We start from the raw sequence: 22,903 nt of genomic DNA, 5'->3' as shown, positions 1-22,903 counted from the left end.
TCTCTCGTCAGCTCGACGCGCGACGCGAAAGCAGATATGCCTTGATGAAATCGTCCAGTTCGCCATCGAGCACGGCATTCACGTCGCCTCGTTCGTATCCGGTGCGCGTATCCTTCACGAGACGATAGGGGGCCAGCACGTAGCTTCTGATCTGTGAACCGAACGAAATATCGGCTTTGTTCGCTTCGAGTTCGGCCATCTCAGCGCGGCGCTTCTCCATCTCCAGTTCGTACAAGCGCGCGCGCAAGATCTGCATGGCGACGGCCCGGTTCTGATGTTGCGAACGCTGGTTTTGGCACTGCACGACGATGCCGGTCGGCAGGTGGGTGATGCGCACGGCGGAGTCAGTTTTGTTGACGTGCTGTCCGCCCGCACCCGTAGAACGAAAAGTGTCGATCCGCAGATCTTTCTCGTTGATTTCGACCTCGATCTCTTCGTCTATTTCCGGATAGACGAAGAGCGAAGCGAACGACGTATGACGACGTGCGGCCTGATCGAAGGGCGAGATCCTCACCAACCGGTGCACGCCCGCCTCCGCGGAAAGCAGTCCGTAGGCATAGGGACCTTCAACGCGAAAGGTGACGCTCTTTAAACCAGCCTCTTCGCCTGGTTGGTAATCGAGGATCTCGGTTTTGAAGCCGCGCCGTTCGGCCCAGCGCAAGTACATGCGCAGCATCATTTCAGCCCAGTCTTGAGCATCCACGCCGCCCGCGCCCGGATGGATCGTGCAGATAGCGTTGCGCACATCGTGCTCGCCGGACAGAAGCGTTTCGGTTTCAACTTGGCTGACGTCTCGTTCAAGCCGGTCAAGCAGCGCCGACGCTTCGCGCAAGCTCGCTTCGTCCTCTTGGGCGAATTCTAATAGCACGTGCGCATCTTCGATGGCGCGCTCGAACTCCGCTTGCCGCGAGATGATTCGTTCCAAGCGGCTGCGCTGCTGCAGAAGCCTCTGCGCTGCTTCCTGGTCGGACCAGAAATCGGGCGAAGCGGCGCGCGCTTCGATGCGCGCCAGCTCTTCGCGCTTGGCATCCGTCTCAAAGAAACCTCCCGAGTTGCGCGATGCGGTCGTGAAGATCGTCGTACTTCACCTGAAGTTCTTGCAAATCCAAAACCTCTTTCATTTCTCCAGTTCCCCTCTGTGTGCCGTCGCAAAACGCGACCTTTTCGTTCTTCGAACCAGGGATTTTAATCCTTGCCCGCCCGCTGGAACAATCTTCGCGCGCGCTCTGACAGCAGCGGCGCGAGGCCAACGAGCAAACAAGTGACGGCGAAAAGGTCGCCGTGCGCGGCGTAAAAGGTCGGCGCGGTCACCACTTTTTCCACGGGCCAGACGCGCACCGTGGCTTGAAAGCTCGGCGTCTGCTCGATCACTTCGCCACGCGCCGAAATGCGCGCGCTGATGCCCGAATTGGTCACGCGCAAAACAGGGCGTCCCGTTTCGACGGCGCGCATGATAGCGTTTGCCAAGTGTTGACGCAACACCGGCGTGGCCCCCAAGTAACCATCGTTGGAGATGTTGATGAGCACATCCGCGCCCTGACTGGCGAAGGCACGCGCGATCGAGGGGAAGGCGGATTCGAAACAGATGAAGACGCCAGCGCGTGCGCGCCCGATAGGCATCAACGTGTAACGCGCGCCCGGCGTAAAATCGCCCACCACAGCGCTGACAAATGAGGCGCCCGGCAACCATCTAGGCAGAGGCACGTACTCGCCGAAAGGCAGCAGACGTATCTTGTCGTACTGTGCGACCGGCTCGCCGCGCTCATCAACGAGCAGCGCCGAATTGTAGATGCCGCCCGCCGGAGCAGGTTCCATCGCGTTGAAGAGCACAGCGACGTGCTGGGTTCGCGCGAATTCGGCGAGAAACTGACGAAAACTCGCGTCGCGCGCGTAGCGAAAGTTCATCGGCGATTCGGGCCAGACGACCACGCGCAGCGAATCGTCCTCACCATCGGTCTGTTGCAACCCTTGGAGACTGAGTTGAACGTGGCGTTGGACCAGCATCTGCGTCTCATCCAGCGTGCGTCGAAAATCGACCGGCACGTTGGGCTGCACAGCGATCAACTGCGCTGCCACTTCTTCGACGCGATTCTCCTTCGGTGGTCTGCTCGCAAGGATCACCACGGCGATGAGCGCCAAAGCTGACGCGCTGGCGATGAGCGTGGCGCGCCTCGGACGGGCGATGAGCGCTGCAAGGCTCGCATTGCAGGCAACGATCATGAATCCAACGGCGTAGACTCCGCCCCAACGCGCCGGTTGGATCAACGTCGGAACGTAGCTTTGCGAGTAACCGATGGCGTTCCAAAGCTGTCCCGTTACGTAGAGCCGCACCATTTCGAGCGCCGTCCAAGCGAACGGGAAGAAGATCAGACCCTTGGTCCCGTGTCTTCGACATGACCACGCAAGCGACGCTCCGGCTGCCGCCGGAAATAGACCGAGAACCAGCGCTCCAGGAACGAGCAAAGGGAAAGCGATCCACGCTGGAATGCCGCCATAATGCGTCATCGCGTGCGTTAGCCACCAGCAAGAGCCGTAAAAGAAGACCGTCCCGAACGACCACCAGAGCAGAAAGGCGCGCCGAGGGGTCTCGCCGCGCAGCGTCGCGACGAGCGTTGGCACGAGCGCTACCCATGCGAGCGGCCATAGGTCGAAGTTGGGAAAGGCAAAGATCAAAATCAGCGCTGACAGCAACGCGCTTGCCCACGCGCTCAAGGGCCGTTTGCGGCGAGACATCAAGGTCTGATGCTCCGCTGCCGTAGGCGCCCAAGCGATTTTGCGCTGGCTCGAGGGTCGGCTCAGAACGTTCTCGCGTGCACCCACTGATTTCGTTTGATGGTTGGAACCGCTGCCCGGCATCATGAGACGTTTGGATTTTCGCATGAAGCTGGAGCCTAGCGAAAGGCACGCGATGCTTGGTTGCGACCTTTGGAAAAAGGGTGCGCTATGCCCCCTTCATGCAACAGGGGAGCGATTGGTGAAATTTTTCTGCCTTCTTGCGGTGGCGTGTCGCAGTTTGAACGAATTGGTCAATATGGTATGCCAAATTGAACAGAAAGTGTCAGCAGATCACGAACAAAAATTGTCACCATGCCATCGAGTCGTCACTCAAGCTCGACTCTCGTCTGCCCCTCGTTGGCACATCGCTCGGACCGGGCGAACGCCGCTTCTCCATGCAAGATCGCGCAAAAAGACCTTAAAATCACCCTTTTTAGCTAGCGAAAGATATTGGCTAACGAAAAAAATGCGGGAGAACCCGGTCTCAACGACCGGGTTCCGAACTGGAAGGCGCGACGGAAGGGACGCACGGCAGGTTACTGGCGCAGCGGCAGGCTACGCTCAGAGGGGTGATGGCGGCGGGGTCACGAAAGACTCATCAAACGCTTTCGTGCTTGCCGATCTACCCGTTAGCATATCGTGTGCCAAAGCTTCTGGCCCTTCGCTGAACGTCCGGCCCGGCAATAGCGACGAAAAGATCCGTGGCTTCTTGATCGCGCCCCTATGCTCCATTTGACATTTCTCAAAAGAGTTGGAAACGACGAAGGGACCTGCGTCTTCTTGCGCCTATCCTTCTGCGCGGTGCATGGGCGGCGAAGGAGCTTGATCAATCATGGCTGCTTGTGCGTCGCTCTCTCAAAGCGGCGAAGCGCCGTTCGCTGCTTCAATGAGCTACTCGGCAGCTTGTGCATCGCTCTTGGATCTCGGGCCGACGAACGGTCTGAAAGCGCGGACGCTGCTGGCAAAGGCGTCAGTGCCTCAGCAGGGGATCGCGGGGCGTTAGGAGCGCAAGGCGGTTGGCGGTCAAAGAGGCTCGAGAGTTTAAGCTGACCTGCGCGGTGCGCGTGCGGGCGCAAGATGCGCGTGCGCTGCGCGTCGAGATCGGCTTGAAAATACGGGGCGGCTCGCGTCCTTCCTTTCGGCTTGAAGACGCGCGCGGCAGCCCACGGCTTTCAGGGCTGCCGCGCGGAGGAGGGAAGATTTCGAAACCTAATGCTTGCGCTCGCGACCAAAACGATCAGGAGGGAAGATTTCAAAACGTACTACCTGATGCCGGTTTCAACTTGTCTTTGAAGCGCAATCGCTTCTTGGTTGTTCGGGTCGATCTGAATGGCGTTTTTGGCGTAGGCCATCGCCTGCGCGCGGTCTCCGCGTTCGAGGAAGATCCGTCCCAAGAGTATGTGCGCATCGATCAAGCGTCCATCCCAGAAGATCGCTGTGCGCAGATCGCTTACGGCGGCATCGAGATCGCCGCGCCGTTGGTGAATGCGCCCGCGTAAAAGGTACGCCTCGGCGTTCATCGGTTCGATCATGAACACGCGGCGCAGTTCAGCCAAAGCCTCATCGTCACGCCCAGCCGCGTAGAGTTCACGCGCTTTAGCCAAAAGGTTGCGCACATCAGCGCTCGCAACATCCGCCTGAGCCAGACGATCGCGCATCGCGTCGTAGTAATCGAAGCGATTGAAATCTTGGTAAAGGCGGAGCGGCACTTGACTTGTCGCTTGCGACTTCTGCCACTCGGTCTGCCAACGAGCGTAGGCGGGCAGGAAGCGGCGCGCTTCGTTGTCGGCAGAGGAGGCGGCATCGGTTTTGCCGATGCGTTCCAAAGCTTTGGCGAAGAGGAAAAAGGCTTCGCCATCTTGCGGATTGGCCGTGATCACAGGGCGCAGTTGTTCAGTAGCTTCGGCATACTTGCCGGACAGAAAGAGGCCATAGGCGTAGTTGAAGCGGACCACCGGATCTTCCGGTGCCGATTCCGCCGCCCGTTGCAACAGCGCGAGACCTTGCTTGAGCAAGCGGTCGCGTTCTTCCGCTCTGGTTTCGCCGCGCGCGGCTTGAATCGAGAGCGCCCCTGCGTTGTTGTATACGCTCTTCAAGCGCGTCTCAGTGGTCAGCGGCAAGAGCGTGGCGATGGCGCGCGCCAGATCGTTGGTTCGCCAATAGGCGAGCGCAGCGTAGAAGGCTGCTTCCGTGTAGTGCCTGTCTTTACGTTGCAAGCGCGAGAAATATTCGGCAGCTCGTCGCCAGTCGCGTTGCTGATAATAGAGCTGGCCCAATTCAAAAGCCGCTTGGCTGTAGATCGCGCCGGCATTGGCGCGCGCGTATTCGCGCAGCGCGTTCTGTAAATAGGCTTTCTTCTTCTCGGCGTCCGCAGTCAGAACGCCCTTGACGTAACTCTCAAAAGCGCGCGGAGGGACTTTGGTCGCTCGGTCGATGAACTGATTGAGCGAAAACGAAAGCGCTTTGTCGCGTTGATAGAGAATTTGGTAGGCGAGTCTGCCTTGAATCGCTTGCAGGTTCTTGATCGGGCCGCCGAAATCGAACTGCTGACTGGCCCAGCGTCCATCTGAAAGCTGTTCGCCCGCCAATCGCCCTTCGTTGACGCGAATGACACGCGCCGTCCCGTGGAGTTCCGCCGGGGCGTTCTCGCCCTGTGCTGGAACGACGCGATACGTCCCATAGATGACGAGCGTTGCGCGCGCTTCGCGCCCGAGCTTAATGGTCGTCGCGCGCGATGGGATGACCGTCAGCGGAAGGCGCAGGCGTTGATAGATGAGTTCGCGTTCGTCGCTCGAGATGACCGTCAACCCAGGCACGCTCAGCAGTTCAGAGAGCGCGTCAGCGAAGCTCTCGCCAACCCAGTTGTACTCCTTCAAATTCGAAGTGTTCTCGAAAGGGAGAACGAAGACCACATCGTTGTTCGATTGTGCGATTGCGGCGACGCTGCACGCTGAGATTAAAAGCAGTGCGCAAAAGGCACTGAGCCTTCTTCGAGCCATTTCAATCCTCTTCCACCGCATGTTGCGATTTTGCCCTCGGTTGAGATGTCTTATCCGAGCAGCTGTGTTGGTCGCTTGCTCTTCATAGGCGGGATATGGCGCGCCAAAAAGGTTTGGCGTCCCCGACGGGAATCGAACCCGTGTTACCGCCTTGAAAGAGCGGTGTCCTAACCTCTAGACGACGGGGACGCGACGACGAAACGATGACCGACCCAAAGGCTGCCGGTCTGCTTATGAAGTTTTTCCGTCCAGCGACGGCAAGCTCAAAGAATAGCTTCTCACTGCGTCGCTTGTCAAATCTCCGGCACGCTTTCGGCCATGCAAAGCGCGCCATGGCGAAGACCGATCCTGTGCGCTTCGATCGGGCGCGTACGCGATTGAAGCGCGTCAGTGGTTTTCGGGAAGAGCTTGGTCAAGTCCTTATGTTTTCGCCAGATCTCCTTTTCGACTGCGTAAGTCGCTAAGTACAACTTAGCGGGTCAGCCCATCTCGTGCTCGGCTCTCTCGCGTCAAGCGAGGTAACCGAGCGCGATCAGCATTTCAGCGTTGAGGATGGCTGCACCGGCAGCGCCGCGAATCGTGTTGTGGCTGAGCGCGACGAAACGAACGTCCAAAACCCCATCCGGCCTGATGCGCCCCACAGTAACGCTCATCCCCTTGCTCGAGTCGCGGTCGAGACGCGGTTGCGGGCGATCGGGTTCGTTGCGAACGATGATCGGGCGTTCAGGCGCCGAGGGGAGCTCCATCTCCTGCGGCAAGGAGCGCCACGAAGCGAGAGCCTCGGTCACTTCTTCGAGCGACGCGGGGCGCGTGAATTTCACGCGCACGGCGGCCATATGTCCGTCCGTGACGTTGACGCGATGGCACTGCGCGCTCATCTTGATATTTGCCATCTCGATGGACGATTCGCGCAACCGGCCCAGTATCTTCAGCGTTTCGGTTTCGATCTTCTCCTCTTCTTTATCGATGAACGGCAGAACATTGTCGCACACATCAAGCGACGGAACGCCCGGATAGCCGGCTCCGGAAAGCGCTTGCAACGTGGTGACGACGACGGCTTCGATGCCGAAGCGGCGATGAAGCGGGGCAAGCGCCAGCGCGAGCATGATCGTCGAACAGTTCGGGTTGGTGACGATCATGCCGCGGTCGAAGCTGCGCGCGCGGCGCTGCGTTTCGATGAGCGCGAAGTGTTCGTGATTGACTTCCGGGATGACCAGCGGCACGTCTCGATCCATGCGACAGGCCGACGAATTGCTGAGCACCGGGTAGCCAGCGTGCGCGAAGCCCTCTTCGACGGCACGCGCAATCTCGCCGGGTAGGCTCGAGAAGATCAGATCGCAATCGAGCGGTGGTTCGGGCGGAGCGACCTTGATGGAGCGAACGGAGGTCGGCATTTCGCCTGCCAGTCGCCACACGCAAGCCTCAGCGTAGGCTTTGCCCTGCGACCGGTCGGATGCGGCCAGCGCCGTCACTTCGAATTGCGGATGGTTCTCCAGCAGTTGAATGAACCGTTGCCCAACCGTTCCGGTCGCGCCCAAAATCCCGACTCTGTATTTCTTTCTCAACATAACCTCCTTCGGCCTCTAGACTCTTTTCGAAAGAAGGGGACGCGAAAGCCTCGACTTCTTCCCCGTTCTTTATCGTAAAGAAGGGGACGCGGAAGCCTCGACCTCTTCCCCGTGCGCGCCTTCGCGCTGAAAGGGGCGGCTGCGTCTGTATCTTCAGCGCAAGTAGTCTTCTAATTGCACCGCCGCATCCGTCTTTTCGTCGCGGTATTTGACGATCACCGGAGCGTAAAGCGATAAACCCCACTCGCGCCCGCGCTCGTTGGCGACGGCGCGCGCGCCCGGCACGACCACTGCTCCTTCTGGGATTTCCAATGGACTATCCGCCGTCCGACGATAAACAAGGCCGCGCACGAGATCGTAAACGGGCGTCGAACCGGTCAGCACGACGCCGGGCGCGAGCACGGCGCGCCGCCGCACGATGGTCCCCTCATAGACGCCGCAGCCGCCGCCGACCAACACTTCATCTTCGATGATGACGGGCAATGCGCCGACCGGTTCGAGCACGCCGCCGATTTGCGCCGCTGCCGAAATGTGCGCGCGTTTGCCGACTTGTGCGCAGGAGCCGACCAACGCATGACTATCGATCATCGTCCCTTCATCGACGTAGGCGCCGACGTTGATGTACATCGGCGGCATGCAGACGACGCCGGGCGCGACGTAGGCGCCGTCGCGAATGCTCGATCCGCCGGGAACGATGCGCACGCGGTCGTGCACGGTTAGACGTTTGATCGGATACGTATCTTTGTCGAAAAAACGGAGCGACCGATCGTGCGGCGACATTTCGATGAGCGCGCCAATGCGAAAGCCAAGGAGGATGCCCCGTTTGACCCACACGTGTGCCCGCCAGCGACCCTCAGCGTCGCGTTCAGCGGCGCGGATCTCGCCGCGCCCCAAAGCCGCTTTGAACTCTTCGAACAGCGCGCGATCGGCTTCGGAGAACTTCTGTTTTTCGCTTGCCGCCAGCGCTTCGATGCGTTGACGAAGCGTCTTCTCTTCGGCTTGCGCCATGTCTTGCTCCTCATCGGCTGAAGTTCTGCTCGTGCAATCCTTATTCAGTCGGCGGCTTGCGATGCGCCTTTGAGCAACCCCAACTCGGTGAGGACTTCGCGCAAGCGCGCCTTGGTCCTTTCTTGCACGGGAACGAGCGGCAGGCGGTAACGTTCTTCGATCAACCCCATCATCGCCAACGCCGCTTTGACCGGACCAGGACTCGATTCCATGAAGTTCGCTTCCATGAGCGGAAGCAGGCGGTAGTGCATTTGACGCGCGGCGACCAAATCGCCAGCAAGCGCCATCTCGACCATGCGCGATGTCAAATCGGGCACTTCGTTGGCGACCACCGAGATGAGTCCGTCGGCTCCGAGCGCGATGAGCGGCAACGTCAGCGCATCGTCGCCTGAAAGGACGCGGAACCCATTGGGCCGCTCGCGCAAAATAGCCATGATCTGACCGAAATCGCCCGAGGCTTCTTTGATGGCGACGATGTTTTCGACCTCGCGCGCAAGGCGCAACGTAGTCTGTGCGGCGATGTTCGAGCTGGTCCGGCCCGGCACGTTGTAGAGGATGACGGGAAGGTCCGGCACGCTTTCGGCGACGGCGCGAAAGTGGGCGAACAGTCCGTCTTGCGTCGGTTTGTTGTAATAGGGCGCGACGACCATAACGCCATCGACGCCGAGCGCGCGCGCCGCCTGCGAGTAACGGATCGCATCTGCCGTCGCGTTGCTGCCCGTGCCGGCAATAACGCGCGCCCGACCGCGCGCCACTTCAACCGTCAAGGCGATGACGCGCTGGTCTTCTTCTTCGGTCATGGTGGCCGATTCGCCCGTCGTCCCGCAGGGGACGAGGATGCGTACGCCGCCAGCGATCTGACGTTCGATCAAGCGGCGCATCGCCTCTTCGTCGATGGAACCATCGTGGCGAAAAGGTGTCACCAGCGCCGTCGCGCAGCCGCGCAGCCAATCGACTTTGATCGTCATCTTCTATCTCCTCCTTTCGCTGATAAGTTGGTCCATCAAAGCGGAAAATTCATAGACCCCGCGTCGGCGTGCAGCGATCCATTCCGCCGCCAATAACGCACCCGCAGCGAAACCTTCGCGCGTGCGCGCTTCGTGCTGAAGCAAGATTTGGTCGTCGAGCGCATCAAAGCCGACGCGATGCGTGCCCGGGATATGACCGGCGCGCGTCGCCGCGACGGAGATGGTCTCAACGGGCCAGTGTCGCGCGAGCAACTCGCGTAGCTTGAGCGCCGTGCCCGAAGGCGCGTCGCGTTTGCGCGCATGATGCGCCTCTTCGATGAACGGAGCGTAGTCGGCAAAAGCGGCGAATAGGTCCGCCGCATGTGCGACGAGACGAAAGAAGAGGTTGGCGCCGATGGAGAAGTTTGCCCCGTAAACGAGCGCGCTGCCGTGTTGTTCGACGGTGCGCCGCACCTGATCTAACTGCGCATCCCAGCCGGTGGTCCCCTCCACCAACGGCAGGCGCGCAAGCGCGCACGCTTCGACGTTGCGCGTCACCGCTTCGGCGACGGAAAAGTCAACCGCCACCGCGTAACCGCGTAACCGTGCGGCCAGCTCCGCCGCCGTCAGCTCGGCATCATGCGAGGTGGCCACGATGCCCGTTTCGTGCCCTTGCGCACGGGCGCGTGCCTGAACGAGCTTGCCCATTCTGCCATAACCGATCAGTGCGATCTTCATCCCGGTCCTTCAACGAAGTCTTAACGTATCCATTGAAACTGCTTATGCTTCGTCCCGCCAGCATACGCGAAACTGCCTTCGGCTTTCAATCGGCGGGGCGCAGCCGACGCGCCAGCTCCATGTAGAGCGCTACGGCGCGATGCAGCTCGTTTTTAGCGATCTGTTCATGCGGCGTGTGTGCTACCAGAATGGATCCCGGTCCAAGCAGCAGAGGCCGCCCCCAGTTGCTTAAGTGCGGAACATCGGTGGCGAAACGGACGATGCACGTGTCGAATCCATCCACGGTGGTCATGCGCACGACGGGCGAAGCGGCGACGTACTCGATCGCGGCGCGACCGGCGATCGCTCTTTCGATCAAGCGTTTGACGGCGTCGGCCTCGGTCACCAGGCGAATGTGGAGATCGGCGCGGGCAAGGTCGGGGACGACGTTGGGTCGCGTTCCACCTTGAATCACGCCGATGTTGCACGTCGTCGGTCCGAGGAGCGGATCGGTGGGCCAGTTGATGCGGCGCACGTCTGCAAGCGCATCGAGGAGTTTTTCAATGGCCGATTCGCCCTGTTCCGGATAGGCCGAATGTGCTGCGCGTCCGACGGCTGTTAGGCGCACGTGGAGCGCACCCTTGGTGCCGAGGGCGAGTTTGTTGTCGGTCGGTTCGCCGTTGATCATGAAGCGACATTCTGATGCGAGCGGGTGGCGGTTGGCCTTCTGCGCGCCCAAGCTGCCGAGTTCTTCATCGACCGTCCACAGCAACCCGAGGCAACGAATCCCTTCGGCGCGCAGGCGTTCCGCCGCCGTCGCCTGCGCTGCGATGATGCCTTTGGCATCGCAAGCGCCGCGTCCGTAGATGCGTTGATCGTCTTCGCGCGATTCGATGAAGGGCGGAACCGTGTCCATGTGCGTGGAGAAGACGATACGCGGCGGAGCATCCGGCAGATGCGCGATGAGGTTGTTTCGCCTGTCGGCCACAGGTTGCAGCTCGACGCGCCATCCAAGCCCATCGAGATAATCGGCCAGAAAGAGGCCGACATCGTGCTCTTCGCCCGTCACCGACGGGATGTCGACCAACCTCCTTGTGAGCGTGACTGGATCCAGCACTCTCTCCATCACCTCTTCTCCGTTTGATCGGGCACGTCGAAGGTTTGACGCACAGCGGTCGTTTGCCTTTCTGCGAAGATCGCGCGATGGAGGCGCGCAACCGCTTCGCCAACTCGCGCTTCGTCGATGACAAACGTCAGATTGATGCTCGAAGCCCCTTGCGAGATGAGCGAGATGTTAATGTCTTGCAGCGCACCGAAGACGCGCGCCGCAACGCCAGGGGTGGTACGCAACTCTTCGCCGACGACGCAGATGATGGCCCGTTCAGGTTCAACCCGCACGGTGCCGAGCGATTCGAGTTCGCGGACGATCGGTTGAAGCGAGCGCGTATCATCGAGCGTCAGCGAGACGCTCACTTCGGATGTCGCAACCACGTCGACCACCGTGCGGTGGCGGTCAAAGACCTCGAAGAGCGCACGCAGAAAGCCGTACGCTCCGAGCATGCGCGCCGATATCACCTGCACGACGGTGATGCCGGTTTTGTGAGCGATGGCTTTGATGCGTTGGGCAGATGCTTCCGTTTCGGCGCAAATCAGCGTGCCCTCTTCCTCTGGACGACGTGAATTGCAGACGCGCACCGGAATGGCGCGTTCCACGGCTGGCTCGATCGTCTTCGGATGTAGGACCTTGGCACCGAAATAAGCTAGCTCGGCGGCCTCCGCATACGACAGGCGCGGAATGGTGCGCGCGTTCGGGACCAATCGCGGATCGGCTGTCATCACGCCCGTCACATCGGTCCAGATTTGAATTTCGCGCGCGTCGAGCGCCGCTCCGATGATCGCAGCTGAATAGTCGGAGCCGCCGCGTCCAAGCGTCGTGGTCCGCCCGGTCGCCGAGGTGGCGATGAAGCCGCCGAGAACGGGGATCAGCCCATTTTCGATCAAGGGGGACAGCTCCGCGCGCGTGTGCACGCGCGTTTCGGCCATCAGCGGTACGGCGTTGCCGTGCGATTCGTCCGTGACGATGCAACGGCGCGCATCGGCGTTGACAGCCGGCAGCCCGCGTGCGGCCAGAACATCGGCGAGCAATCTCGAAGAGAGCCTCTCGCCGTAGGCGACGAACTCATCTTGCAAGATCGGAAAGGGAAGCTCGCACGCGGCAGCGCGCAGCAGAAGTTTCTCCATCTCGGCACGTGCGTGATCGAGATGTTCGCGAAAAGATTCTTGGCTTCTTTGCGGAAGCAGCGTTTGCGCGACGACGAGGTGGCGCGCAAGGTGCGGTTCGATCGCCGCACGCGCGCCGTCGAGGTCGCTGTCCATCGCCCGGTTGAAACTTTGGATGAGAGCATCGGTGACTTTGCTCATCGCCGACACGATGACCACCGGATGCGCTGCTCGCGTGGTTTCAACGATGTCAGCGACGCGCGCGAAAGCTGCCGCATCTTCGACGGAAGTGCCGCCGAATTTCATCACGATGAGTTGGTCCATCTAATTCGACCGAGCGACTTTGTTGCTCTTCGCAAACGTCACGGCGCGCCTTTCGCAAAGGGCTTGGCCAAAGAGAAAGGCTCGCCAAACGAATCGCGCAAAATATAGCGCAAAAAGGGTTGGCAAAAGAAGTCTCCGACCGTTCGACGACTCCATCATCGGGAGACGTCAAGGCGATAAAGAGTTACCCCCCGTCCATCTCGCCCACTTAACCGCTCTCGATCCAACCCCTCACGCTCGTTACAGTAATTGTAGAGCCGCGCGCGCACATCTTTGCGAAAGCTCTCCGCCGTCGGATCAAAGCTGCATGCCAGTTGCCCCTTGCGCGACAAAGAGATCTCAGTCCCTGCCATCGTTGAACTGCAAAGCGACAGATCTTCGCTCAGACATCGCTGTCCGACCGCGAGGCTATGAGCTGTTGATCCTCCCTGTACAAGAAACATTAATGCTTTTAATGTCCGTTTAAATATTTCTCGCTTGACAACCGCGAGAGCGTTCAATTATATTCGCGCTTCCGCTAAGGAAGCGGACAAGCGTGATGCGTCACTTGTGGTTTTATTACTTCGCCTTTACATACCGCCTCTCAGCGAGGGAGGGCGGACGGGCGAAGCGCACGCGCGAGTAGCCAGCACGGCTAACAAACAGCGAGATTGAAGCGACGGCCAACCGCAACCTCCCGAAAAGGTTGCGGTTGGCTTTTTTGTCGGTCCGAAAAAGCGAGTGGAGGGAGACGAATGAGCACCATCGAAGATTGGCGGGCGGAGATCGATCGAATCGACAAGGAGTTGCTGCATCTGCTCAACGAGCGAGCGCGCATCGCTTTGGAGATCGGCGCGTTGAAGCGCACGACGGGCGCGCCGTTGTATGACGGCGCGCGCGAGCGGCAGGTCCTCGCGCACGTGCGTTGTGCCAACCGTGGTCCGCTCGATGATCGGGCAGTGATGAAGATTTTTCGCCGCATCATCGGCGAGACGCGGCGCGTAGCCATAGAGCATTTGACTGAAGTCGAGTTGAACGGACGCGCATGAAGATCGTGGGACAAGGTGCGCGCATCGCTTTTCAGGGCGAACGCGGAGCTTTCAGCGAGGAAGCGGCCATCGCGCTGCTCGGCGAGCCGATGGCGCTCGTTCCACGACCGACCTTTGAAGCCTTGTTTGCCAGCATCGAAGAAGGCGCAAGCGACTACGTGCTGGCTCCCATCGAAAACAGCTTGGCCGGTTCGGTCCATCGGACATATGACCTGCTGCTTGAAAGATCGCTCTATATCGTTGCCGAGACGGTGATTCCCATCGCGCATCATCTCATCGGTTGTCCGCAAGCGCGTTTCGAGGATGTCCGCACGGTGGAATCGCATCCGGTTGCGCTCGCGCAGTGCGAACGCTTCTTCGCCGCGCATCCGCACCTCAAGCGCATCGTGGCGGACGATACGGCAGGCAGCGTTCGACACATCGTCGAACTTGGGGATCCGACGCGCGCCGCCATCGCCGGGGCGCGCGCCGCCGAGGTCTATGGTGGACGCATCTTGCGCGAGCATCTCGAGGACCATCGGGAGAACTACACGCGCTTCGTGCTGTTAACGAACGCGCCCCGCATGGTGCCTGATGCCGATAAGCTGTCGCTGGTGCTGCGTTTGAAACACGAACCGGGAGCGCTCTACCGCGCGCTCGAACCGTTTGCGCGTCGGGCTATCAATCTGCTCAAGATCGAGAGTCGTCCCGTTGCTGGCCAGCCGTGGCAATACCGTTTCTATTTGGACTTGCAGGTGGAAATAGACGCGCCTGAGTTGAGCGCGGCGCTAGCGGATCTACGCGCGCGCGTCGATCAATTGCGCGTGCTCGGCTCTTACCGGGCAGCTCGTCTGTAGGGGAGAATTCATTTGGAGAGAGAAGCCATGATCATCGCGATGTCAATCGAGGCAACCGAAGAGGAGATTCAACACGTGATCGAGAGAGTGGAGGAATGCGGCTTCAAGGCGCACGTCAGTCGCGGCGCCGAGCGCGTCGTGATCGGCGCTGTTGGCAACAATCAGCGCCGTCACGAATTAGAGGCCCTGCGTGCGGCGCCCGGCGTCGAAGAGGTCGTGCCCATCGCGCACCCGTTCAAACTCGTCAGTTTGCAGTTCAAGCGCGAGCGGACGGTGGTGGAAGTCGCTGGCGTGCGCATTGGTGGTCCGGAAGCGGTCGTGATCGCTGGTCCATGTTCGGTCGAATCGCGCGAGCAGATCTTGCAAACGGCACGCGCAGTGCGTCATGCAGGCGCGCACATGCTGCGCGGCGGAGCCTACAAGCCACGCACTTCGCCATACGATTTTCAAGGTTTAGGGATCGAAGCGCTACGGCTGCTGACCGAAGCGCGAGCCGAAACAGGCTTGCCGGTGGTTACTGAAGTGATGAGCACGGAAGACGTAGAAACGGTGGCCGAGCACGCCGACGTGTTGCAGGTCGGCGCGCGCAACATGCAGAACTTCCCGCTGCTTCGACGGCTGGCCAAAACGCCGCGCCCCATCTTGCTTAAGCGCGGTCCGTCGGCGACCGTTAAAGAGTGGTTGTTGGCTGCCGAATATCTGCTCTCCGGCGGAAACGAGCGCGTCATCCTGTGCGAACGCGGGATCAAGACCTTCGAGACCGAGTTGAGAAACACTTTGGACTTGGCGGCGGTGGCTTTGGCAAAGGAGCTGTCGCACTTGCCGGTGATCGTCGATCCATCGCACGGCACGGGGCGCCGCAGCTTGATCGCAGCGGCTTCGCGCGCCGCGCTTGCCATCGGCAGCGATGGACTCATCGTAGAGGTCCACCCGTGCCCGGAAAGGGCGCTCTCCGACGGCCAGCAGTCGCTCGATCTGACGGAATTCTCGCGGATGATGCGTGATTTGACCGCGCCGTTGCCGAAGCTTGCGCCAAGTTTCGCGCTAGCCTGTTGAGTATGTGGAAGCGCGCTACGGTTGTTGGTTGTGGACTCATCGGCGCATCGTTTGCGCTCGCGCTGAAGCGGGCGGGCACGTGCGAGCGCATCGCTGGCTGGGATGTGTGCGCCGACGCGCTCGACGAAGCGCGTCGGCGCACGATCATCGACGAGGTGGACCAGTCATTCGCGCGCGGCGAAGTCTCCTCTTCGGATCTCATCTACCTCGCCATGCCGGTCGGTGAGATCATCCGTTTCTTGCGCGAGCACGGTCAACTAGTCCGTCGCGGCGCTCTGGTCACCGACGCTGGAAGCACCAAGGCAGAGATCTGCCGCGCGGCGCGCGCCCATCTGCCGAAAGGCCGTCTTTTCATTGGTGGGCACCCGGTGGCCGGAAGCCATCTGCGTGGCCTCGAACGCGCTCGAGCGGATCTTTTCGTCGGAGCTTGTTACGTGCTCGTGTGCGAGTCGCCGGAGACGGCGGAGGTCGAGCGGGCCTTTTCTTCTCTCAGCGCGTTGATCGAACAAATGGGGGCGCGTCTTCAAATCCTGACAGCCGATGAGCACGATCGCGTGTTCGCTTACACGAGTCACTTGCCGCAACTGCTCGCCAGCGCGCTTGCCACTACTGTCGAAGATCATCCGGCAGCGGAGCGACTCTTCGATCTGATCGGTCCCGGCTACCGTGACATGACGCGATTGGCGGCGAGCTCTTGGACCATTTGGCAAGACATACTTTCAACCAACGCTTTGAACATCACCGCGGCGCTCGATGATGTGATCGCCATACTCGATGCCGTGCGCCGCGAGCTGCGCGCCGACGACCGCAACGCGCTGCGGCAAACGGAGCGTCTTTTTCACCGTCGGATCGACCTTTCTGGCTAAGGCAGTGCGATCGCTTATCGTTTCGTTGATCAGCGCCACATCGCCTAGTTGCGGCGAGGCGTTCGATTTGTTGATTGAAAGCGCCAGTTGTCGGAACAGCGGTTTTGATGAACCATCGTTCGGTGTTACACTATTGGACGCGCTCAACGCCTTTTCCCGCGCGAAGAATTGAGGAGTTCAAGTGCCAGCAGATGCTCGCGGCGGCGCTCACCATCTTAATGGCGATCTTTCCGGCGCAAGCGCAACAAGCTGCGTCGAGCGTTGAACGCGACATCGCACGCGGCGTGGAGCTGCTGCAAAAGGGCGATCTCGAAGGTGCGCGCGCAGCGTATGAAAGCGCGCTGCAAAGGGCACCGCAGCGCGTGGAAGCCCTTTCCAACCTCGGCGTCGTCTATGCGCGGCTCGGTCGGTATGATCGAGCCATCAGTTTTTACAAACGCGCGCTGGAAATTGCGCCTGCGCAGCACGCCGTGCGTCTGAACTTGGGGATCGCCTATTTTCAGATGGAAGATTTCGCCGCCGCGCAACGCGAGCTGGCGCAGGTCGTCGCCGCGCAATCGGAAAATCATCAGGCGCGCGCGCTTCTCGGCCTGTGCCTTTATCAGTTGAATCGGCTGCCGGAAGCGATTCGCGAGCTGGAAACGGTCCATCGCGCGCGGCCCGATGATCTCGGCGTGTCCTACGCGCTGGCCCATGCCTACTTGAGCAACGATCAGATCACGCAAGCCGCTGAGTTGGTCGAGCGCGTCTTCAGTCGTTTGGATTCAGCCGAAGCCCACCTAGTCGTCGGCGCATTGCATCTAGCAGCCAAGGAGCTTCCCAAGGCGATCGACGAGCTTTCCGAGGCGAAGAAGCTTAACCCGCGCCTGCTGACCGTACATTCACAGCTCGGCAACGCTTATCTCTTCTCGGGCAACCGCGAGCAGGCGATCAAAGAGTATCTGGCCGAGCTCGAGATCAACCCGCGCGACTTCAACGCCAACGCGCGGCTCGGTTGGTTGCTTCGCGAAGACGGACGATTGGAGGAGGCGGCCAAGTATCTGCAAAAGGCGCTGGCGTTGCGCCCCGATGATGGCAGCATCCTCTACCAAATGGCCCAGTTAGCACAGGCCAAAGGCGATACGGAAGAAGCGGTGCGATTGCTCGAGCGCGTCGTCGGGAAGATGCCGAAATTCACGGCGGCGTACGTCTTGCTTGCGCGGCTCTACTACAAACTCAAGCGCACGGCGGATGCCGAGCGCGTGCGTGCTATCATCGACCAACTCAATGCCGAGCAACAGCGCAACCAGCCGACGCCGGAAAAGACCAGAGAGAATCCGCCGCGCTGACGCTCGCTGAGAGCGTGCGTCGTTGACTTGTTAGCAAGTCACATGGGCCATGTTGTCGCTGGTTTGAAGCCGTCGTTGCGGTGCGTTCTGGCCCTGCCAAATCGGCCTGTTGGTCGCGCCGTTGTTCGACGAGGTCAACGAAAGGCGAGTCTACAATCCCGCCGGGGAAGCGGATCGCTTACTAGACGGGCAAGGTTTATCGCGGCGGAGAATGGCACCGCATCGCCGTCGGTTCCATCCCGATCGCTCTGCTCATCAGGGATCATCACGCGATCCCGCATCTCAAGGTCGCGCAAAGCCCAGCGGGGATGGATTGGAGCGCGATCGAGCTTCGCGTCTTCAGCAGCGATGGGCAACCGGCTATAGGTCTCGTCGCTCTTCCCGACTGCGAGGTGAAAGAGTTAGAATTGGAGCCCATCTCGGGCGGGTTCAGGTCGCGAAACGATCCCCTTGGTGGGCGCGTCCGATGGCCCATCGAACGGTTCGCAGGGCGTTGAGACCGCGCGCTTCATTCGGGCGAGAAAAAGCATGCTACGCACAAGGGCTGTTCTGTCGTGCGCGGCGCGGGGAACTTAGATCAATCTAAAGACCTTCGGGCAAAAAGCATGTTACGCACAACGGCTATTCTGCTTCAAATTGCACTCGCGCTCGTGCCGTGCTTTGGTTGGCAAGAGAAACAAACAAGCGCCTCCAACGCGCGCGTCACCTTTGTCGAAGTGCCGCCGCAAAAGAGCGGCATCTCTTGGGTGCATGACAATGCGCGCTCGCCCGAACGCTACTTGCCAGAAACGGTGGGCGGCGGCGGCATCTTCTTCGATTTCGACAACGACGGCTGGCTAGATATCTTTCTGGTCAACAGCGGTCCGGCGGATTTCTTCACGCCGTCGAAACCGCTCAAAAACGCTCTCTACCGCAACAACCACGACGGCACCTTCACGGACGTCGCCGAGAAAGCGGGCGTCGCCAACAGCAAGTATTTCGGCATGGGCGCGGCGGCGGGCGATTACGATGGCGATGGTTGGATGGACCTTTACGTCACCGCTTACGGGCGCAATACGCTTTATCACAACAACGGCGATGGAACTTTCACGGACGTTACTGAAAAGGCCGGCGTCGCTGCTCCGGGCTGGTCCACCTGCGCCGTTTGGTTCGACTATAACAACGACGGCAAGCTCGATCTGTTCGTTTCAAGTTTCGTCCTTTACAACAAAGAGATGAGTTGCGGCGACAACCGTTTGGGACGACGCTACTATTGCATCCCGCGCGTTTTCAAGCCTCGACCGAGCTTCCTCTTCCGCAACAATGGCGATGGGACCTTTACGGACGTAAGCCGCGAATCCGGCATCGCCAACGCCCTTGGCAAGTCTTTCGGCGTCGTCGCCACCGACATCAACAACGACGGTTGGATGGATCTGTTCGTCGCCAACGACACGGTGGCGAACTTCCTGTTCTTGAACAAAGGCAACGGCAAGTTCGATGAGATCGGTCTGGCGGCGGGCGTCGCCTACAGCGAAGCGGGGACGCCGCGCTCCGGCATGGGCGTTGATGCGGCGGATTACGATGGCGATGGATGGCAAGATCTATTCGTTGCCAACATCGATCAAGAGCTTTTCAGTCTTTACCACAATCAGAAAGATTTGACCTTTCTCGATGAACCAGGCGAGATCTCGCAAGCTGTGCGCCTTCTGAGCGGTTGGGGTTTGAAGTTCTTCGACTACGACAACGATGGCGATGTGGACCTGTTTCTCGCCAACGGTCATCCAGACGACATGGTCGAGTCGCTTACTCCGGTCGTCAAATATGAGGAGCCGCTCTTGATGTTCGAGAACGTCGGCGGGGTATTTAAAAACGTCAGCGCGCAATCGGGCGAAGTCTTCAAGAGGGATTACCCGGCACGCGGCCTGTCGGTCGGCGATTACGATAACGATGGCGATCTCGACGTGCTGGTCGTCAACAACGGGCAAGCGCCTTTGTTGTTGCGCAACGAAGGCGGAAACAAGAACAACTGGCTCGGCTTGCAGCTCGTTGGGACCAAGAGCAACCCGATGGCCATCGGCGCGACCATCACATGGCAGGCTGGCGGCACAAAGCGAAGTCGGCTGCGCACCAATGGCGGCAGCTATTTGGCTTCGCACGATCCGCGTGAGCTGCTCGGCCTCGGCTCAGCCGCCAAAGTGGATCTGTTGGAGATCCGCTGGCCGAGCGGCAAGGTCGAAAAGTTCGAGAACTTGACGGCAAACAGGTACATCAAGATCGTCGAGGGCGAGGGGATCGCTAAAAAGTAAGCTCGCTTGAGCGTACGGCGCGATGCGGCTGGTGTCGTTGTCGGGGAGCGAAAGATGCGCTACGCACAAAGGTCGAGAACAAAAAACATTTGTCTAGTCGGGCTCATCTGCGGCGTTTTCGCGTTTGCGCTCCCGATCTGTGCGCAGCGGCGAACTGGCGCAGGGCGACCCGGCTCGTTTGAGACGTTGGCCAAACGAGCGGACGAAGCGCGCGCGGTAAACCGGCTCGATGACGCCATTGAACTTTATCGGCAGGCGCTCGCGTTGCGTCCGCGCTGGGGCGAGGGGTGGTGGTATTTGGCGACGTTGCTCTACGAGCGGGACCGGTATGCGGAAGCAGCGCGAGCCTTCCAAAAAGCTGCCGAGCTTCAGCCCAAAGCTGGCGCGCCGTGGGCGCTGTTGGGGCTGTGCGAATTCCAACTCGGGCGTTACGACGAAGCTTTGCTCCACATCCAACGCGGTCGCCAACTGGGCCTCGTCAACAACCCCGAACTGATCCGCGTCCTTCGTTACCACGAAGCCTTGTTGTTGCTGTTGAAAGGAGATTTTGAGACGGCACAGCAAAATCTGGGCGCACTCGCTTACGACGGCGTGAGCAGCGAGGATTTGATCCTCGCGCTTGGACTCGCCATTTTGCGCATCCCCGCGCTGCCGCGTCAGATCCCGCCTAATTCCGAAGAGCACGAATTGATCAGGCGCGCTGGTTGGGCTGAACTACAGGCGGCGCAGCGTAATTTCACCGATGCGCACCGCGAGTATGCAAGGCTTGCGGCGGACTATGGAAAAGCGCCCAACGTGCAGTATGCCTACGGCCGCTATTTGCTTTCGCGGCGCGATGACGAAGGGGCTTTGGCCGCCTTCCAGCGCGAGATCGAGAACTCGCCGGAAAACGCGCTCGCGCGATTGCAGATCGCCTACATCAAGCTGCGAAACAAAGAGGCCGCTGCCGGTTTGAAGTTCGCCGAAGAGGCCATCAGGCTCTACCCTCGTTCGCCGCTTGGACATTACCTATTGGGCCGATTGCTGCTCGATGTCGGACAAGTGGCGCGCGCCATCGAGGAACTGGAAGTAGCGCGCAATCTCGCGCCGGAAGAGCCGCGCATCCATTTCGCGCTTGCGCGGGCTTACGCGCGCGCAAATCGCAAGGCGGATGCTGAGCGCGCGCGTGAAACCTTCGTGCTTTTGAACAAAAAGGCCGAAGAAGCGGCCAATCGCGGGCTGAATCGCGGCGAGGTCATTCAAGATGAAAAGACCGATTCGAACGCGCCACGTTGATGGGCGGCGTTCGAAGGGGCTGTCGCGCGTCTTTCGGAGAGATTAAACGGCGGACAGGCTCAAGTCTCTCCAACGCTGCCATCTCAAACAAGCGTCGTTTTCGGAGAGATGAATTCGACGGTGGACAAGCTCAAGTTGAGCGTCGTGGTCCTGTTCATCATGGCGACCGGCATATGGTTCGGCTCGCCGCTCTTGACGCGCGGCCAAGGCCAGATGATGTCGATGACGCGGGTTGGGGCGCTTCCGTGGCGTTCGAATAAACCGTTCACAGAAGCCGGTTACGTTGGCAATCGAGCCTGCGCTGAGTGTCACGCCAAAGAGTTCGAGACCTACCATCACACCGCGATGGCACGCGCGCTGCAAATGCCGATTGACAGCGACGTGCTGCGCGCGCGTCAGCGTTTGACATTTCGCATCGGGCCGTACCGTTACGAGATAGTCCGTCGCGGCGAAGAGAGCATTTACACGGTGAGCGATGGGAACAAGTCGATATCGGTTCCGATCCGCTACTCGTTCGGCCAAGGCAAAGCTGGTCAGACCTACCTCCTGCAATACAATGGCGCCTTCTACGAAAGCCGCGTCAGTTACTACCGCGAGATAGACGGCCTTGATTTCACCATCGGTTACCAGCGCACAGTGCCCGCTTCTTTGGAGGACGCTTTAGGGCGCGCCGTCAGCATGGACGAAGCGCGCAGCTGCTTTGGGTGTCATGCGACGGCGGCAGTGGCGGGCAGGAGCTTGCAACTAGAGCACCTGATGCCGGGCGTCGGTTGCGAGGCTTGTCATGGACCTGGGCGCGATCACATCCTCGCCGCCGAGGCTGGACGATTCAACGATCTACAGATCTTCAATCCGAAAAAGCTGAGCGCCGATGCTTTGACGCAAGAGTTCTGCGGCTCTTGTCACCGCAGCGCCGAAGACGTCCTTTCGCTGCCGCAACAGGGCGGCATAAACAACGTGCGTTTTCAACCTTACCGCATCTTTACGAGCCGCGGCCACGATCCGAACGACCCGCGTTTAAGCTGCACGGCCTGCCACAACCCGCATGAGCATCTGCAGCAGGAAGCTGCTTTTTACGATGCCAAGTGCACCGTTTGCCACCGCTCGATGGCGAGCTTGCGTTCGCCTGCGCTCGCCCGAACGGAGATCGAACAAGGACGCACGGCCAAGGCTTGTCCGGTGAAGGCTCAAGACTGCGTCAGTTGCCACATGCCAAGAGTTGAACTTCCAGGCGCGCACTTCAGGTTCACAGATCACCGCATACGCGTCGCCAGAGAAGGCGAACCGTTTCCAAGATGAGCTTGCACGCATCTCGGACAGCAAGCCCATTTCGGCAGGTTTCAACGCTATGACGTTCTCCCTCGAATGAAGCGCGGGGCATCCCCGGCGCGTCAAGCTGCCGGAGATAGAGGGTGCGTGGACCGTGTGCCACTCCAACCGGACGGCGCACGACCACGCGCCGCTCGCCACATCCCCACTACTGCCTTTGACGGACACAGCGTGTCCCCCATTAAGTATCTCCATACTAAGTTTGCGCGATTTCGATGGCCCCAAGTAGCTTGAGTGCGGCGTTCAGAGCGTCGAGGAGTTGGGATCGGGAGTTGTAGCAACGCCTGGGAAGAAGAAAGCCCTTGAGCCGCTTCCAGACCGTCTCAATGCGGTTGAAGTGGG

Annotated in this window: 17 protein-coding genes and 1 tRNA gene; 8 read left to right on the top strand and 10 right to left on the bottom strand. The window is 60.1% G+C overall.

The window, feature by feature from the left end:
• Positions 1-7 precede the first annotated feature (7 nt).
• From prfB to lysC, 10 genes are all read right to left on the bottom strand, one after another.
• A protein-coding gene (prfB, locus tag C4334_RS10045) for a peptide chain release factor 2 (protein WP_352431956.1) occupies positions 8-1,121 on the bottom strand; the annotation gives its coding sequence in 2 pieces (ribosomal slippage) (positions 8-1,048 and positions 1,050-1,121; 1,113 coding nt in all).
• Between the two features lie 64 nt (positions 1,122-1,185).
• Positions 1,186-2,733, bottom strand: a complete 1,548-nt coding sequence (lnt, locus tag C4334_RS10040) for an apolipoprotein N-acyltransferase (protein ID WP_352431955.1) — start codon at positions 2,731-2,733, stop codon at positions 1,186-1,188.
• Positions 2,734-4,037: 1,304 nt separating this feature from the next.
• Positions 4,038-5,774, bottom strand: a complete 1,737-nt coding sequence (locus C4334_RS10035) for a tetratricopeptide repeat protein (protein WP_352431954.1) — start codon at positions 5,772-5,774, stop codon at positions 4,038-4,040.
• Between the two features lie 114 nt (positions 5,775-5,888).
• Positions 5,889-5,963 (bottom strand) — tRNA-Glu (locus C4334_RS10030).
• Positions 5,964-6,283: 320 nt separating this feature from the next.
• The gene (gene asd / locus C4334_RS10025; RefSeq protein ID WP_352431953.1) at positions 6,284-7,342 is read right to left on the bottom strand and encodes an aspartate-semialdehyde dehydrogenase; all 1,059 of its coding nucleotides are present in this window, start codon (positions 7,340-7,342) and stop codon (positions 6,284-6,286) included.
• A gap of 153 nt (positions 7,343-7,495) precedes the next feature.
• On the bottom strand, positions 7,496-8,350 hold the full coding sequence (locus C4334_RS10020) for a 2,3,4,5-tetrahydropyridine-2,6-dicarboxylate N-succinyltransferase (RefSeq protein ID WP_352431952.1): 855 nt from the start codon (positions 8,348-8,350) through the stop codon (positions 7,496-7,498).
• A gap of 44 nt (positions 8,351-8,394) precedes the next feature.
• On the bottom strand, positions 8,395-9,318 hold the full coding sequence (gene dapA, locus C4334_RS10015; protein ID WP_352431951.1) for a 4-hydroxy-tetrahydrodipicolinate synthase: 924 nt from the start codon (positions 9,316-9,318) through the stop codon (positions 8,395-8,397).
• Positions 9,319-9,321: 3 nt separating this feature from the next.
• The gene (locus C4334_RS10010) at positions 9,322-10,035 is read right to left on the bottom strand and encodes a 4-hydroxy-tetrahydrodipicolinate reductase (protein ID WP_352431950.1); all 714 of its coding nucleotides are present in this window, start codon (positions 10,033-10,035) and stop codon (positions 9,322-9,324) included.
• Between the two features lie 85 nt (positions 10,036-10,120).
• Positions 10,121-11,140, bottom strand: a complete 1,020-nt coding sequence (locus tag C4334_RS10005) for a M20/M25/M40 family metallo-hydrolase (protein ID WP_352431949.1) — start codon at positions 11,138-11,140, stop codon at positions 10,121-10,123.
• The gene (gene lysC / locus C4334_RS10000) at positions 11,140-12,558 is read right to left on the bottom strand and encodes a lysine-sensitive aspartokinase 3 (RefSeq protein WP_352431948.1); all 1,419 of its coding nucleotides are present in this window, start codon (positions 12,556-12,558) and stop codon (positions 11,140-11,142) included. Before lysC ends, C4334_RS10005 begins: the two co-directional genes overlap by 1 nt.
• A 734-nt stretch (positions 12,559-13,292) precedes the next feature.
• Between lysC and pheA (C4334_RS09995) the strand changes: the two genes are divergently transcribed.
• From pheA (C4334_RS09995) to C4334_RS09960, 8 genes are all read left to right on the top strand, one after another.
• Positions 13,293-13,586, top strand: coding sequence for a chorismate mutase (gene pheA / locus C4334_RS09995; RefSeq protein ID WP_352431947.1), 294 nt, complete (start codon positions 13,293-13,295; stop codon positions 13,584-13,586).
• Positions 13,583-14,422: a prephenate dehydratase gene (pheA, locus tag C4334_RS09990; protein WP_352431946.1), complete on the top strand. Its 840-nt coding sequence runs from the start codon at positions 13,583-13,585 to the stop codon at positions 14,420-14,422. Before pheA (C4334_RS09995) ends, pheA (C4334_RS09990) begins: the two co-directional genes overlap by 4 nt.
• A gap of 27 nt (positions 14,423-14,449) precedes the next feature.
• Positions 14,450-15,478 carry a 3-deoxy-7-phosphoheptulonate synthase gene (gene aroF / locus C4334_RS09985; RefSeq protein ID WP_352431945.1) on the top strand — a complete coding sequence of 343 codons (1,029 nt, stop codon included), beginning with the start codon at positions 14,450-14,452 and terminating at the stop codon, positions 15,476-15,478.
• 2 nt (positions 15,479-15,480) lie between these two features.
• Positions 15,481-16,344 (top strand): prephenate dehydrogenase, encoded by an 864-nt coding sequence (locus C4334_RS09980; RefSeq protein ID WP_352431944.1) that lies wholly within the window; start codon positions 15,481-15,483, stop codon positions 16,342-16,344.
• Between the two features lie 107 nt (positions 16,345-16,451).
• On the top strand, positions 16,452-17,672 hold the full coding sequence (locus tag C4334_RS09975; RefSeq protein ID WP_352431943.1) for a tetratricopeptide repeat protein: 1,221 nt from the start codon (positions 16,452-16,454) through the stop codon (positions 17,670-17,672).
• Positions 17,673-18,277: 605 nt separating this feature from the next.
• Positions 18,278-19,957, top strand: a complete 1,680-nt coding sequence (locus C4334_RS09970) for a CRTAC1 family protein (protein ID WP_352431942.1) — start codon at positions 18,278-18,280, stop codon at positions 19,955-19,957.
• A gap of 186 nt (positions 19,958-20,143) precedes the next feature.
• Positions 20,144-21,232 carry a tetratricopeptide repeat protein gene (locus tag C4334_RS09965; RefSeq protein ID WP_352431941.1) on the top strand — a complete coding sequence of 363 codons (1,089 nt, stop codon included), beginning with the start codon at positions 20,144-20,146 and terminating at the stop codon, positions 21,230-21,232.
• Between the two features lie 108 nt (positions 21,233-21,340).
• Positions 21,341-22,531: a multiheme c-type cytochrome gene (locus C4334_RS09960; protein WP_352431940.1), complete on the top strand. Its 1,191-nt coding sequence runs from the start codon at positions 21,341-21,343 to the stop codon at positions 22,529-22,531.
• Positions 22,532-22,903 lie beyond the last annotated feature (372 nt).

It is taken from the genome of Pyrinomonas sp., assembly GCF_040289685.1.
Taxonomy (GTDB): domain Bacteria; phylum Acidobacteriota; class Blastocatellia; order Pyrinomonadales; family Pyrinomonadaceae; genus Pyrinomonas.
Note: the sequence above shows the minus strand (reverse complement) of the source record. Positions and strands in the feature narration are given on the sequence as shown.